Source organism: Paenibacillus sp. J31R34 (assembly GCF_059383715.1).
Genome location: NZ_JBXENU010000012.1, coordinates 120,576 through 137,655 on the forward strand (window position 1 = coordinate 120,576; position 17,080 = coordinate 137,655).

General features: G+C 51.9%; 1 protein-coding gene. It reads left to right on the plus strand.

The window, feature by feature from the left end; translation table 11 throughout:
• The first annotated feature begins 23 nt into the window (after positions 1-23).
• Positions 24-17,015, plus strand: a complete 16,992-nt coding sequence (locus tag AC50YG_RS27190; RefSeq protein WP_494831507.1) for a non-ribosomal peptide synthetase — start codon at positions 24-26, stop codon at positions 17,013-17,015.
• Positions 17,016-17,080: the final 65 nt, after the last annotated feature.

Consider the following 17,080-nt stretch of genomic DNA (forward strand, 5'->3'; position numbering starts at 1 on the left):
TGCAATCAGGGGGACTTAAAGCCATGTCAGGCATGCAATTAGATAAGCGTAACGTGGAAGATATTTTATCATTGACTCCTATGCAGCAGGGGATGCTGTTTCATTATATTCAAAATCCGGAAAGTGACCTGCATTATCAGCAAATGAGCATGAAATTGCGTGGAAAAGCAGATGCAAGCACGATTGAACAGGCTTGGAACGCAGTCATCGCCTGGAATGAATCGCTGCGTACCGTATTTCGGTGGAAGAGGCTAGAAAGCCCGATTCAAATAATTTTAAAAGAGCGTCCCATCGAAATGCGCCAGCATGATTTAACGCGCCTTTCGATAGAGGAAAGGGAGGAGCAGCTAGAGCGAATAAGGGAAAAGGAGCTTCGCGAAAGGTTTAATTTGGAGGAAGTGGCTTTTCGTGTTACCTGGTGCAAGCTAGAACGTGATTTATGCGAGATGATTGTTAGCAATCATCATATTTTGTATGACGGCTGGAGCAATGCGATTCTTTTGAAGCAGTTTTTTTCGACGCACCGGGCGCTTGTAGCCGGAGAAACATTGCGGAAGCCAATGAAGAATCACTATAAAGAATACATTAAATATTTGCGCGGCCTCGATAAGGAGAGCCAGCATAAGTATTGGTCCGATACGCTAGCCGGTTGGGAGGGCGGCGTTGTACTGCCGCATTCCGATGTTGCCAAGGGACAAGAGACATTTCTGCCCGGCCATTATACCTTCAAGCTGGACAGCGGGATGGCCGCAGCGTTGGAAGCATTCGTAAAAACCCGGAAAATTACGCTTGCCTCCGCGCTCTACGGCGCATGGGGCCTCGTCTTGCAGCAATACAGCGACCTGGATGATGTCATTTTAGGCACGACGGTTTCCGGCAGGAACAACGACGTCAAAGATATTGTTGAAATGGTGGGTCTATTCATCAATACATTGCCTTTGCGGGTGAGAACGACTCCGGATATGTCATTAATTGATTATTTGGAAGCGATCGGTCGTACGATGACGGCGAATATCCTTCATGAAAGCAGCTCCCTGGCCGAGATCAAGCAGTGTGCGAACGTGAATGTAAATGAATCTTTGTTTAACTCCATTATGGTCATCGAAAATTTTCCGCTGACCGATGTGTTTAGCGACGATTATGCGTTACAGATGGTTTCCTTTACCGATTTTGAGATGACCGTATTTGATCTGACTTTAGCAGTAGCGGTTTACGACGGAATCGAGTTCAAGATCAAATTCAACCGTTGCGTAATCGATGAAGCGACTATAAAGCGTATTGTGGTCCATCTATACAATGCCATTGAATTGCTGATCACGGCTGCCGACCAACCAATCGGTCAAATCAGCTTAATCAATCAGGAAGAGGAGCGTATGCTCCTGCAGGCATGGAACGAAACGTCTACGCCGTATCCGCGCGAGCTGACGCTGCACGCGCTGTTCGAGCGTCAGGTCGAGAAATCGCCCGATTCAATTGCTGTACAATTTGGCAGTCAAACGGTCACCTTTCGAGAGTTGAATATGCAAGCGAACCGGTTGGCGAAGCGTCTCCGTAATGCCGGAGTACAGGTCAATGAAGCAGTAGCTTTGATGGCTGAACGTTCGATCGACATGATTGTGGGCATTCTCGGCATCTTGAAGGCTGGCGGGGCCTACATGCCGATTGATCCGGAATATCCGGAGGCCCGCATTGCTTACATGCTGGAGGATTCAATGGCCAAATGGATGGTCGCACAGTCGAAGCTTATGCAGGGGCGGTCGTTCGAAGGCGCCGTTTTGCTCATCGATGATCCTATCGAATCGACCGGCGCAGGCGAATCTATGAATGAGTCGTCAAATGTTCAGGCTTCTGATTCGCTGGCTTATATCATTTACACGTCAGGATCTACAGGCAGACCGAAAGGAACGCTGATTCGCCATTTCAATGTTAGCCGGGTCGTGCTTGACACCAATTATATCGATTTACGGCATGACGATGTCGTGCTGCAATTGTCCAACTATGCCTTTGATGGGTCGACATTTGATATTTTTGGCGCATTGCTGAACGGTTCGAAATTGGTTCTAGTGCCTAAAGAGACAGTGATCGACGCTGCCGCGCTGGCGGCTGTCATCACAGAGCAGCAGGTTACTGTGTTCTTCCTTACGACTGCCCTTTTCAACACATTGGTGGACATTCAGTTGGACGGTTTTAAGCATGTTCGCAAAGTGCTGTTTGGAGGCGAGCAGGTTTCTCTCAAGCATGTGCAACGCGCTTATGAAGTTCTCGGGGCTGGAAAAATTGTTCATGTATACGGGCCGACGGAAAGCACAGTATACGCGACGTATTACGTTCTGAACGAAATAGACCCGATGCTGGAAACAATCCCGATTGGACTGCCAATTAGCAATACGACTGCGTACGTGCTGGATAGCAAGCTGCGTCCCGTTCCGGTCGGTGTGCCGGGAGAGCTATATATTGGCGGCGATGGTTTGGCGGCGGGCTATTTGCATAATGAAGAGCTTACGAATGAGAAATTCGTCCATCATCCGTTCATCGCAGGGGAGAAGATATATCGCACCGGCGATTTGGTTCGCAGGCTGCCAGACGGCAATATCGTCTATATAGGGCGAATAGATCATCAGGTGAAAATTCGCGGCTTTCGCATTGAACCGGGCGAAATCGCCGATCGGCTTAACCGGCACGACTCTGTACAGGAGGCGATAGTGACAGCCTATAAAGATGAGCGGGGCGCCTCCTTGTTATGCGCTTATTTCGTTCCGTGCGGAGACTGGACAGCTGCTGAGTTCAAGCGCTATCTCGCGCAATCTTTGCCTGAGTATATGATACCGGCACAATTCATGCCGCTTGCTCATATGCCGCTGACGCCGAACGGCAAGGTAGACCGTAAAGCATTGCCCGTGCCGACAAGAAATGCATCCACTGACACCGCAGCAGCGCCGCAGACGGCTACCGAGAACAAGATGTATCTCATTTGGCAGCAGATTCTTGAGGTTGAAGCATTCAGTCCAACGGACAGTTTCTTTGATTTAGGCGGACACTCGCTTAAAGCGATGAGGCTTGCTGCGCGCGTATGGAATGAATTTAATCTGTCCGTGCCGCTGAAAGAGCTGTTCGAGCGACCGACCTTGCAGCAGTTCTCCGCTTGGATTGACAAGAGAGAAGCGGAGGATGCCTTTGTGTTCAAATCTGCGGAGGATGCCGACTATTACCCGGCCTCTTCCGCTCAGAAGCGACTATACGTCCTTCGACAATATGAAGGTGCAGATACGAGTTACAATATTCCGTTTGTGTATAAAGTGAAAGGTTTCCTGCATCAGGAGCGATTGTCCACAGCGGTTAGGCAGCTTGTACGGCGGCATGAATCGCTCCGCACCTCCTTCCAGATGATAGATGGCGATCTGGTCCAGTACATACATGAGGAAGCCGAAGCGGTGATCGAGTATAAGGAAGCGAATATCGAACAGGCTGACGAAATGTTGAGAAGCTTTATGAGGCCGTTTGATTTGGCAGCGGCTCCGCTCATGCGCCTACTGGTTATCAAACAAAGCGACGAACAATGGTACTTGGCTTTCGACATTCATCATATTGTAGCGGACGGTGCGTCCATTGAGCTGCTGCTGCAGGAGCTGTTTGCCCTATATGAAGATCGGGATCTTCATAAGCTAAACCTGCAATACAAAGATTATGCGGTATGGCAGCATGAATGGAGGAAATCCGTCCATTATCAAAAGGAAGAGCAATTCTGGCTGAAGACGCTTGGCGGTGAAGTTCCGGTGCTTCAGCTAGCAACCGATTATGCCAGACCACGCACACAAAAGTTCGAGGGCAAGCGGTTACGGTTTGAAATTGGGGAACATTTAGTAAGCCAGTTAGAACGAGTTTCGGTCCAGCACGGGGCTACTATGTACATGACGCTATTGTCCGTATTCAAAGTGCTGCTGCACAAATACTCGGATCAAGAAGACATTATTGTCGGTACACCGGTAACAGGCAGAATTCATCCAGATTTGCATTCGGTATCGGGCATGTTCGTCAACACGCTGCCAATTCGCAGCTTCCCGCGCGGAGGCAGCACCTTTGTCCAACTGCTTGATAACGTGAAGGAGCAGGTTATCCAAGCTTACGATCATCAGAGCTATCCACTGGAGGAATTAGTCGAGCATCTTGGGATTCAGAAGGATCTAAGCCGCAATTTCTTATTCGATGTTATGTTCTCCTATCTCAATAACGATGTAATGGATATTCGAGTGAAGGATCTGGAGCTAACGGCTTGTTTCTTTGAAACGTATACAGCGAAAGTCGATCTTACGCTCACCGTATTGGAACGTTCCGATTGTCTAGCCTGCGAATTCGAATACAGCACGGACTTGTTCGCTGAAGAAACGATACTGCGCATGCAAACCCATTTCCTGAAGCTGATTCAACAGCTTACAGAAAACGCGGAGGCTGAATTATCAGAAATTTATGCGGTTACCGATTCGGAAATCAGCGAACAGTTGGAGCAGCTGACGCAAACGCGGACTGCTTATGGGAAAGAGCGGACGCTGGCGGAAATGTTCGAGGAGCAGGTGCAGCGCAATGCGGGCAAGACGGCTCTTGTCTTCAAGGGAAGGGAGCTAAGCTACGGGGAGCTTAATGCGCTGGCCAACCGGGCGGCTCATCGCTTGCGTGAGCGCGGGGTCAGGGCAAACACAATCGTGGGGGTGCTGAGCGACAGGTCGCCGGAGATGATCGTCTCGCTGCTGGCGGTGCTGAAGGCAGGCGGAGCGTACTTGCCGATTGATCCTGAGTATCCGGAGGAGCGAATCCGGTACATGCTGACGGATAGCGGAGCCGCCTGGCTGGTGAGCCGAAGGCATCTGGCGGATCGCGTGAAGAAGAATATCTCGCTGATTACGATAGAGGAGGCTGTGGCGGATGACGGCTCGCTGGATACGAATCCGGAGCCGGTGAACGGCTCGGAAGACGTAGCCTGTGTCATCTACACGTCCGGCTCCACAGGCAAGCCGAAGGGGACGTTGGCGAAGCACGCAAACATTAGCCGTGTCGTGAAAGCGACGAACTACATCGAGCTGACAGAGGAGGACAAGCTGCTGCAGCTGTCGAACTACGCGTTCGACGGCTCGACCTTCGATATATATGGCGCGCTGCTGAACGGTGCGACCTTGGTGCTGCTGGAGCGGGAAGCGCTACTGGACATGCGCAAGCTGACGAGCGTGATCCGCGAGCAGGGCATTACCGTGTTTTTCATCACAACGGCGCTATTCAACGTGCTGACGGATGTGGACCCGTCCTGCCTAGCCGGCGTTCGGAAGGTGCTGTTCGGAGGAGAGAAAGTATCGGTTCCGCATGTGAGACAGGCGCTGAAGGTTATGGGAGCCAGCAAGCTGATTCATGTATATGGTCCGACGGAAAGTACCGTATTCGCGACGGCGTATCCCGTTGCAGCAATAGAAGAAGGCGCGGCAACAGTGCCGATTGGCAAGCCGATCTCGAATACGGAGGCTTACGTGCTGGACAGCAGACTGCGGATACAACCGCGGGGTGTGCCCGGGGAGCTGTGTCTGTCGGGAGCGGGACTGGCGAAGGGATATTTGAACCAGCCGGAGTTGACGGCGGAGGGGTTCGTGGACCATCCGTATGCGCCTGGCGAGAAGCTGTACCGGACAGGGGACCTGGTCCGACTGCTGGAGGACGGCAATATCGAGTATATCGGGCGGATGGACCAGCAGGTCAAAATCCGCGGCTTCCGCATTGAGCTGGGAGAGATCGCCGCTTGTTTGCGGGAGCACCCGTCTGTACTGGAAGCCTATGTGAGTGCAATTGCTGATGAGGCAGATCAATCGTATTTGTGCGCTTATTATACGCTCGGGTCCGAGTGCACACATAGAGAGCTTCAAAGCTATTTGCGTAACAATGTGCCGGATTATATGGTTCCGGCACGTATGGTGGAGCTCGACCAGTTCCCGTTAACCTCGAATGGCAAGGTAGATCGCAAACGGCTGCCTGTTCCTGATGTGCTGCAAGGGCAGGAGGAGCTCTATCAGGCTGCGAGCAACGATACCGAAAGAACGATTACCGCTATATGGGAAAAAATGTTTAACATCAACAAGGTTGGAGTTCATAATAACTTCTTCGAACTTGGGGGCAATTCCCTGAAGGCGGTCGTTCTGTCGTCGCACTTGTTCAAGGAATTTGGTACGGAAGTGTCGATTCAAGCGATTTTCCAGCGTCCGACCGTTTGCGAGCAGGCCGCATATATCAACAGCTTGGAAACCAGTACGTTCGAGCCTATACGACCGGCTGCCCTTGACCCTAACGGCCTGTATCCTGCGACCTCGAGCCAGAAGAGGCTGTATGCTGTTCATCAGCTCGAAGGAAATTTATTAAGCTACAACATGCCGGTAGCATTGAGCTGGAACGGGAGTCTTGACCCTGATACGTTGAATCGGGCGTTCCTCCTCTTAATCAATCGGCATGAATCATTGCGGACTTCCTTTGAGTGGCAGGACGATGAACTGATGCAGCGCGTACATGACAATGTGTCCTGGAATTTGCCTGTATGGGACGCCGATGGGAAGGATTGGCGCGAGCTTGTAGCAGCCTTTGTGCAGCCCTTTGACCTGGAACAAGCCCCTCTGTTGCGTGCAGGTGTGATTCGGCTTCATTCAGAGCGTCATGTCCTGCTGCTGGACATGCATCATAGCATCTCGGACGGGGTTTCCTTGCAGATTTTCGTCCAGGAGCTAATGCAGCTTTATTATGGCAAGCCGTTGTCTGACTTGCCGATACAGTTCAAGGACTTCGCGATATGGCAGGAGCAGCGGCAGGATGGCGAAGCGATGAAGCTGGCGGAGTCCTACTGGCTGGAATCTTTCCATGGAGATATCCCGCTCTTGGAGTTGCCGACGGATCATCCGCGCCCAGTAGTGAAGCGGCATAGAGGAGAGCGGATTCGGTTCAATCTGGAGCAAGCGCATTCGGACCGGCTGAGGAGCATCGGGCTGAAGCAAGGTACCACTCTAAATATGATCCTTTTGGCAGCCTATAGTCTGTTTATTGCCAAGTACACCGGGCAAGAAGATATTGTAATCGGCACCCCGTGGGAAGGAAGAGATTACCCGGGGCTGAACGGTACGCTGGGCATGTTTGTTCAGACCCTGCCGATACGAACCTATCCTCGCTCGGCAATGACGTTCAACGGATTTCTTGAAGAAATTCGCAGTCAGGTACTGCAGGCGGCCGAGCATCGCGCGTTCTCTCTGGATCAGTTAATTGAGAAGCTGAAGCTTCAGCGGGATACGGGACGCAACCCTCTGTTCGACACGATGTTTGCGCTGCAAAGCGTGAATATGGAGAAGCTGGAGACATGCGGGGAAGCGATTGAATGGTTGGATTTGGAAACCGGCATAGCTAAGTTCGATCTCTTGCTTACAGCGAATGAGCATGACGGCGGCATCGCATTTGAACTGGAGTTTGATACGGATTTGTTTTATCGCGCAACCGCAGAACGGATGTCGGCACATTTGCTGCAGCTATTCCAAGACATTGCAGTCAAATCCGACTGCAAATTAAGCGAGATTACGATGCTTGGCGATGTTGAAAAGGAGCGATTGTTGACAGATTTCCAGCCGGTAGGCGGGCAATATCCAGCACAGCAAACGCTCCAAGAGCTGTTTGAGATGCAGGCTGCCCTTCTGCCTGACTCGATCGCCGTCCAACATGGAGGCAGCAGGATTACGTATGCCGAGTTGAATGCCAAGGCTAACCGGCTGGCTCTGGCTATACAGGCTCGGGGCCTGCAAAGGCAAGCGGTCGTAGGTTTGATGCTAGACAGATCGATTGATATGGTCGTAGCTATTCTCGGCGTGTTGAAGGCTGGCGGCGTTTATTTGCCGATTGACCCCGAATATCCTGCGGAGCGAATCGAATACATGTTGGCGGACAGCGGGTCCCAATGGCTATTGACGGAACGGTGCCAGTCAGTACCGGCTAGCTTCGCCGGACTGTGCTTCTATTTAGACGAAGAGGAGCTTGCTCATGGGGATGCGGCGAACTTGCCCGTTAGCAGCACGTCTGATGACCTGGCATATATTATTTATACCTCCGGGTCTACAGGAAGAGCGAAGGGGAATATGGCGACGCACGCTAACATTAGCCGTGTAGTTTGCGAAACGAATTACATTGAGCTGACATCCGACGACAAAATTTTGCAGTTGTCCAACTATGCTTTCGACGGCTCGACCTTTGATATTTACGGCGCCTTACTGAACGGAGCGGAATTGGTGCTTATCGATCGCGACGACTTGCTGAATTTGCAAAATCTGTCGGCGATTATCCGGCGTCAGGAGATTTCGGTGTTTTTCGTCACGACGGCTTTATTCAATACGTTGGCGGACCATGCGCTTGATTGCTTCGTTCGTGTGCGGAAGATTTTATTCGGGGGAGAGCGAGTATCCGTCCCGCATGTGAAAAAAGTGCTGGAGTGGATCGGACCGGGAAAATTGATCCATGTGTACGGTCCGACGGAAAGCACCGTATTCGCTACTTATTATCCGGTTGATTCCGTGTCAGATGATGTGACGACAATTCCGATCGGCAAACCAATTGCGCAGACGGAAGCTTACATTATGGATGCAGATTTGAATCTGCTGCCGGTTGGTGTTAAGGGACAGCTTTGTCTCTCTGGTGAAGGTCTTGTAAAAGGATACTTGAACAACCCGGAGTTAACTGCGCAAAAATTCGTCAATCATCCGTATAAGCCGGGTTCCAAGCTATATTTGACAGGGGATACGGCGAAATGGCTGCCAGACGGCTGCCTAGAGTATATCGGCCGGATGGACCACCAAGTGAAAATAAGAGGTTATCGGATCGAGCCCGGGGAGATTACGGAAAGGCTGCTTCAGCACGAAGATATCAAAGAGGCCATTGTGCTGTCTCGTGCCGATGAAAGGGACGAGTTGTATCTATGCGCCTATTACGCAACCCGGCAGCCTATTCGACAAGTCGATCTGCAGGCATTCCTTCGTGCGACTTTGCCTTCTTATATGATACCGGCGGTTATGATGGAGCTGGAGCGCTTCCCATTAACAGCCAACGGCAAAATCGATCATCGCGCGCTGTCTATTCCAGAGCGGGGGAACAGCGATGATTATGCGACTCCTTCAACGGTCACCGAGCTGCGCCTTGCTGGAATGATTCAGGATATATTGAGAATCGAGCGGATCGGGCTGCATGACAACTTCTTTGAAGCAGGCGGCCAATCCTTGAAAGCGATGGTTCTTGCGTCTCGCGTACAGCAGGCGTTTCAAGTGTCATTATCGCTGAAACATATATTCAAGCATCCGACACTGCAGGAAATGGCTGCGCATATCGATGCCGCCGCGGAGACGGAGTATCATTCCATTCCGAAAGCGGACAAGGCGCTGGATTACCCGGTTTCCTCGGCTCAGAAGCGAATGTTCATCATTCATCAAATGAATCCGGACAGTATTCTTTATAATATGCCGGTTGTATATGAAGTCAAAGGGAGTATGGATGCTTCGCGGCTGCAGGAAGCGTTCCATCAGTTGACCATGCGCCATGAAAGTCTGCGGACGTCCTTCCGAATGTCAGGGCAAGAGATCGTGCAGCAGATCGATTCATGCGCAAGCTTTCAGCTGGAGCTGGTGGATGCGGTGGACGAAGAAGAATCAAGCCTTCGAGCGAGGATCGCGGAGTGGGTTCGCCCCTTCGGTTTAGGCCAGGCTCCGCTTGTGCGTGGATTCGTCATCCGTATCGCACAAGACAGACATTTGCTAGTTCTCGATATGCATCACATTATTTCGGATGGTCTTTCGTTTAACTTGTATGTGAACGATTTGCAAAAGCTGTATCGCGGCGAAACATTACCGGAACAACGGCTTCAATATAAAGACTATGCGGTATGGCAGCATAATCGTATCGGCAGTAAGGAGCAAAGACGCGAGCAATCGTTCTGGCTGGAGACCTTGGCAGGTGAGCTGCCTGTGCTTGAATTGCAAGAGGACTTGCCTCGTCCTCAAATCCAGCGCTTCCGCGGCAGCCGGATCCGAACGACCCTCTCTTCACGGCAAACGAAGCAGCTCACAATGCTGGCGAGCCGGCAAGGTCTTACTCCTTTTATTGCGTTATTTGCAATGTATAACATCCTATTGCACAAATATTCGGGGCAAGAGGACATCATCATCGGAACGCCTGTAGCCGGTCGTGTTCATCCGGATTTGGAAAATATAGCCGGAATGTTCGTCAATACTTTGCCGTTAAGAAATTATCCTGTACCGGATAAAACGTTCGCTCAATTCGTGGATGAGGTCAAGGCTCGGGTGTTGGACGCATTTGCCCACCAGCATTACCCGCTGGAGGAGCTGATAGAGAAGATAGGCGTTCACCGCGATCTTAGCCGCAATCCTTTATTTACGACGATGTTCGTGTGGCAAAATATGGACAGGATTGCGGCCGCTCTGGATGATGCGGCGCTGACGCCATATTCGATTGATAATCAAACGGCTAAATTCGACCTGACTTTGGGGATCACTGAGCAAGACGGAGAGCTTGGCTTGGAATGGGAGTACAACAGCGATATTTTCGTCCAAGAGACGATAACCCGCCTTGCCCGCAATTTCGAGCACTTGGTGGATGCTGTGCTGCAAGACCCAGAACAACGGATAGCGGAAGTTGAATGGGTGTGCGATGAGCAGCGCAGTCAAATTATAGAGACGTTTAATGGAAATAAAGGCGATTTTCCTACGGATCAAACCATTCAGCAGTTCATGGAACAGTCAGCGGCCCTTGATCCGCATCGTATTGTACTCGTTGATGGGGAGCTCAGCTATACCTGCGGCGCTCTTAACGAACGCGCCAACCGTCTTGCCCATTTGATTCGCAGCAACGGTGTCGGCCCGAACGATATCATAGCGATTATGGCGGGCCGTTCTGCCGAAATGGTTGTCGCCATCTTGGCTGTTCTAAAGGCGGGCGGAGCCTACCTTCCGATAGACCCGGTTTCACCGGTTGAGCGAACGGCTTTCATGCTCCAGGATAGCTGTGCATCGTTGCTGCTCATACAAGAAGCATACAGGAGCATGATTCTGGACCACGGCAAGCCGGTGATTGTGCTGGACCCTGAATCCGGCTATTCTGACCAGGCAGGCAATCCAGTGGCGATCAACAGCTCTGAGGATTTAGCGTATATTATCTATACTTCGGGCTCCACAGGCAAACCGAAAGGCGTAATGGTCAAACATCGCAGCGTCGTCAACACGATGCTTGCACTTGAGGCCGATTATCCGCTCAGGAGCGGTGACTCATATATGTTCAAAACAACGTACACCTTTGACGTATCCGTTGCTGAGCTATTTGGTTGGATATTCGGACAAGGGCGGCTCGTCGTACTGCCGGAGGGCGATGAGAAGGATCCGGGTGCAATTCTGAATGCCATTCAGAAGTATTGCATTACGCATATCAACTTCGTGCCGTCGATGCTGCAGTTGTTTCTGCGCAATGCAAGCCAGGTGAAAATTTTTAACATGCTGACGTACGTATTTGCTGCCGGGGAGGCGCTGCCGAAAGAATTGGTTGAGAAGCTCTATGCGCAATCGGATCATGTCATGCTTGTTAATTTATACGGACCTACCGAATCGACGATTTATGCGACGCAATACACCGTTGAACGGAATTTGCAGGGAAGGGTGCCAATAGGCAAGCAGCTTCGGAATGTAACGGCCTGCATTATGAACAAACATAACCAGCTTGTGCCAATCGGTGTGCCGGGCGAGCTCTGCCTGGCGGGTGAAGGTCTTGCTATCGGATATCTCAACAATACGGAGCTAACGGACGAGAAATTTACGCCCCATCCATTCATGCGAGGCGAACGGTTGTATCGAACCGGAGATATGGCAGTATGGCGAACGGATGGGATGATCGAATGTTTGGGAAGAATCGATCATCAGGTCAAAGTCCGGGGCTACCGAATCGAGCTTGAAGAAATACAGTCCAGGCTTATGGAGGCCGAAGGAATCTCCGATGCCATCGTAATGGCATATTTGGATGAGCATAAGGAGTCTTATCTATGCGGCTATGTAGTGGCGAGCCGTGAATGGACGCAATCGGAGCTGCGCATGCAACTGATAACCCGTCTGCCAGCGTATATGATTCCGTCTTATTTCGTGCAGATGGATAAGATGCCGTTGACGTCAAGCGGCAAAGTCAATCGTAAAGCCTTGCCGCCAGCGAACAGGGCTCACGTCCGGAACGATGGTCCGCAAGCCGATTTTGCAACGGAAACTGAAAAGCGGCTGGCAATGCTCTGGTCGGAAATTCTTTCAGTAGAAGTCGCAGGGGCTTATGACGACTTCTTCGAGCTTGGCGGGCACTCCTTGAAGGCGGCTTTACTCACGGCCCGCATCTCGGAAACGATGGGGCTGTCGCTGCCGCTGCGCGTTATATTCGAAAAGCCGAAGCTAAAGCAGTTGGCTGAATGGATTGACGAATCGGAGCGGCAGGTGCAGGAACGAATTGTCCCGGCGCCGCCGAGCGAGTTGTACCCGGCAACGTACAGTCAGACCCGATTATTTGTCCTGAACCAGTTTAATCCGCTCAATATGAGCTACAACATGCCTTGTATCATGCTGGTGAAGGACGTGCTGGATCAGGAGCGCATATATAAAGCCTATGCCGCTTTGATCGAGCGTCACGAAATTTTGCGCACCTCCTTCGAGATGGACGGTGCACGCTTGATGCAGCGGATACACGCGGATATAGAGCCTGACTATCGTTACGTGATTGCAGCGAATGGCGTAGAGCCGGAATCACATATTAGATCCTTTATCCGTCCGTTCGAATTCAATCGAGACTCGTATGTACGCTTGGAAGTGATCCGGCTTTCGCAGGCAGAGCATTTGCTGATGATCGACATGCATCATATAATCTCGGATGGCATCTCGCTGAACGTTTTTGTACAGGAACTATTCGATCTTTATGAGGGTCGGGAGCTGCCGCCTGTTGCATTGCAGTTCAAAGATTATGCGGTTTGGCAGCAGCGGAGGTTGGACGGCGACGATTACGCTCTGCAGGAAAGCTATTGGGCCGCGCTCTTCCAGGACGAGGTTCCGCTACTTCAATTGCCGACCGATTATGCGAGGTCTGCCGTACAGCAATTTGATGGGGGACGGCTGTTCGTCAAGCTGAACGAATCGTTAAGCCATGCGGTCAATCGTCTGGCTATCGACGAGAATGTGACGCTGTTCATGCTGCTGCTGTCGGTCTACTACACCCTGTTGCACAAATACAGCGGACAAGAAGATATAGTCGTTGGCGTTCCTTCCTCCAGCCGACCTGACAGCGAGCTTCAGCGAACAATAGGAATGTTCGTTAACACGTTGGCTATTCGGGCAATGCCGGAGGATCATAAAACATTTAGGACGCTGTTGGCCGAAGTGAAGGAGGCAGTCGTTCAAGCGCACGAGCATCGGGAATATCCGTTGGAGAAGCTGATCGAGCGTCTTGGTTTGCAGCGCGATATGGGCAGAAGTCCATTGTTTGACACCATGTTCACGATTCAAAGCGCGGAATCGGACGTGAGAACGGCATCGACGATAACATGCGAGTCATTCGAGTTCCAACACGATTATTCCAAATTCGATCTTACGGTCGGCGTTATGTACAAGGACGGTATGTTGACAATGGAATGGGAATACAACACGGCACTGTTCAAGCGGAGCACGGTTGCGCGCATGGCGGGGCATTTTGTCCGCCTGCTTGAACAGATCGTGCACTGCCCGGAGCTGCGGTTGAGCGAGGCCGATATCGTGACGGAGCAAGAGCGGGAGCAACTGCTGCGGACGTTTAACGATACAAGCATCGCCCACCCGACCGAATCCATGGTCCACGAGCAATTTGAACAGCAGGCGGAGCGTGTGCCTAATCGGCCGGCGGTCGTCTGGCGGGAGGAGATGTGGACATACCGCGAGCTGAACGAACGGTCAAACCGGATCGCGCACGCGCTTCGTCGACGGGGAGCGGCGCCGGATGCGATTGTCGGCATTTTGATGGAGCGCTCACCGGACATGATAGCGGGGATGCTCGGCATCTTGAAGTCGGGAGCGGCGTATATGCCGATTGACCCGGAATACCCGGCAGAGCGGATCGCCCACATGCTGAGCGACAGCGGAACGAAGCTGGTGCTAACGCACCGGGGACTGATGGAGAGACAGATGTTCGTCGGAACGACGCTGGATCTGACGGCCGAGGAGCTGAATGAAGAATCAGCAGCCAATACGGCTCCGCTGGGCGGCACGGAACGGCGGGCATACGTCATCTACACATCCGGGTCGACGGGGCAGCCGAAAGGCGTAGCGGTGGCGCATCGTTCTCTGACCAACCTGGCATGCTGGCACAACCGGGCATTTGAGGTGACGGAAGCGGATCGCAGCACCAAGTTTGCGGGGTTCGGCTTCGACGCATCGGTGTGGGAGGTATTCCCTTACCTGATCGCGGGCGCATCGCTTTATGTCATTCATGATGAGATCCGGCTGGACGTCCGGGAGTTGAATGCGTACTACGAGCGCAATGGCATTACGCTCAGCTTCCTTCCGACGCAATTTTGCGAGCAGTTCATGGAGCTGGATAATCGCTCGCTACGGGTGCTGCTGACGGGAGGAGACAAGCTGAAGACGTACCGGAAGCGGAATTACCGGCTGGTGAACAACTATGGCCCGACGGAAAATACGGTAGTCGCGACCAGCAGTCCAGTGGAGAAGCTGGAGTGGAACTTGCCGATTGGCAGGCCGATTGACAATGTGAGGGCGTATATCGTCGGCCGTACAGGGGGGCTTCAACCGATCGGAGTACCCGGAGAGCTGTGCCTGGCGGGAGACGGGCTGGCGCAAGGCTATTTGAACCGTGAGGAGCTGACGGGCGAGAAGTTTATCGACAATCCGTTCGAGGCGGGGGGAAGGATGTATCGGACGGGCGATCTGGCCAAGTGGCTGGAGGACGGAAATATAGCGTATATGGGAAGGATCGACAGCCAGATCAAGATACGGGGCTACCGGATTGAACCAGGCGAGATTGCGCAGCGGCTGCTGGAGCATGAAGCGGTAGACGAGGCGGCGGTGGTAGCGAAGGAGCAGGCTGGAGGAGAAAAGCAGCTGGTAGCCTATATTGCAGCACGGCAGGAATGGAGCGCAGCCGAGCTGCGCAACTGGCTGGCCCAGACGCTGCCGGACTATATGATTCCGCGGCATATGATCGCTATCGAGAGAATGCCGGTTACCGCCAACGGCAAAATCAACGAGCTCGCTCTACCTGAGCCGAATGAAGTCTTGACGGACCTCGAACCTTATTTGCCTCCTCGAAATGAGATAGAAGCGTTATTGGTTCAGTGTTGGCAGGACGTTCTCGGGCGCGAGTCCGTAGGCATCCGCGATAATTTCTTCGAGCTCGGCGGCGATTCGATCAAAGCAATTCAAATTGCGGCCCGATTAAACAGCTCTGGCTTAAAGATGGAAATTAAAGATCTGTTCCAGCAGCTCACGATTGAACAGCTTAGCGGGTTCATTAAACTAACCGCCAACAATGTTGATCAGGGAGTCGTCTCAGGTCCGGTAACGCTGACACCGATTCAAGCATGGTTCTTTGAACAGGGCTTCCGCAACAGGAATCACTGGAACCAGGCCATGATTCTGTATCGTAAGAAAAGGTTCCTTCCAGAGCTGCTGCGACGGACATTAGACACGCTTGTTGAGCATCACGATGCACTGCGTATGAGCTTCGAACAGCAGCAAGCAGGTGTTGCGCAAGTTAATCGAGCGATTGAAGGCAAGCTATATTCGCTGGATGTGTACGACATGATTGACCGGAGCAGTCCAAGCGATGCCATTGCGAAGCTAGCTGCGGAATTGCACCGGGGCATTGATGTGGTGAATGGGCCGCTGGTCAAGGCGGGATTGTTCCAGACGGCAGAAGGGGATCATCTTCTGCTTGTTATCCACCACCTTGTCGTGGATGGCGTATCGTGGAGAATCTTGCTGGAGGATTTGGCGCATATATACCGAGACCTGCTGGCGCACGGAGAGCTGGCAGTGCCATTGCCAGACAAAACGAATTCGTATCAGGCATGGTCTAACTATTTGCACGATTACGCCAACAGCCCGAAATTGTTAAAGGAGCTTCCTTATTGGGAGGTGTTAAACAATCGGCCTTCGCATGCGCTTCCTCGGGACTTTGATACGGATCGCAATGAGTGGCTCGAGGCTGAAAGCGTAACAGCGCTTTTGACGGAGAAGGAGACGTTTGACTTACTCAATGGGACGCATCACGCGTACCACACTGAAATAAATGATTTGATGCTGTCGGCGTTAGGGCTCGCAATTCAGGAGTGGACCGGACAATCGCATATGCTTGTTCAATTGGAAGGACACGGCCGCGAAGAGCTGTTCGGCCCGATGGATATGAATCGGACTGTCGGATGGTTCACCTCAATGTTTCCGGTTCATCTGGACCTGTCGGTCTCCGGGGACTTGGGCTACCAGATCAAGTCAATGAAAGAGATGCTGCGTAACGTTCCGAATAAAGGCATTGGCTATGGCATTCTATCCCATCTTACGGATAAGGAGCGAAGCGCGAGCATTGCCGGCGGCATGCGTCCACAAATAAGCTTTAACTATTTAGGGCAGTTTGAATCGGTCTCGCTTGGCGAATTTGTTTTCTCGATGATGCCAACCGGAGCTGCAATGGCGACGGAGCGATCGCATTTGCTCGATTTCACGGGGGTTGTGCAGGACAAGCAATTGCGAATTCATTTGACGTATTCACCGCATCAGTTCCGCAAGTCAACGATGGAAAGATTAATGGAATCCTATAAAAAGCATTTGCTGGACTGCGTAAAGCATTGCATGACCCGTTCTGCGACAGATCTGACGCCTAGCGATTACGGAGATGCAGAGTTGACACTGGAAGAGCTCGATGCCATTGGAGAATTAATTGACTTGATTTAATACAGCAACAGACATGGAAAGAGACCACGGTTTCTTTCCATGCTGCCAGCCGAATGTGGGAGGAA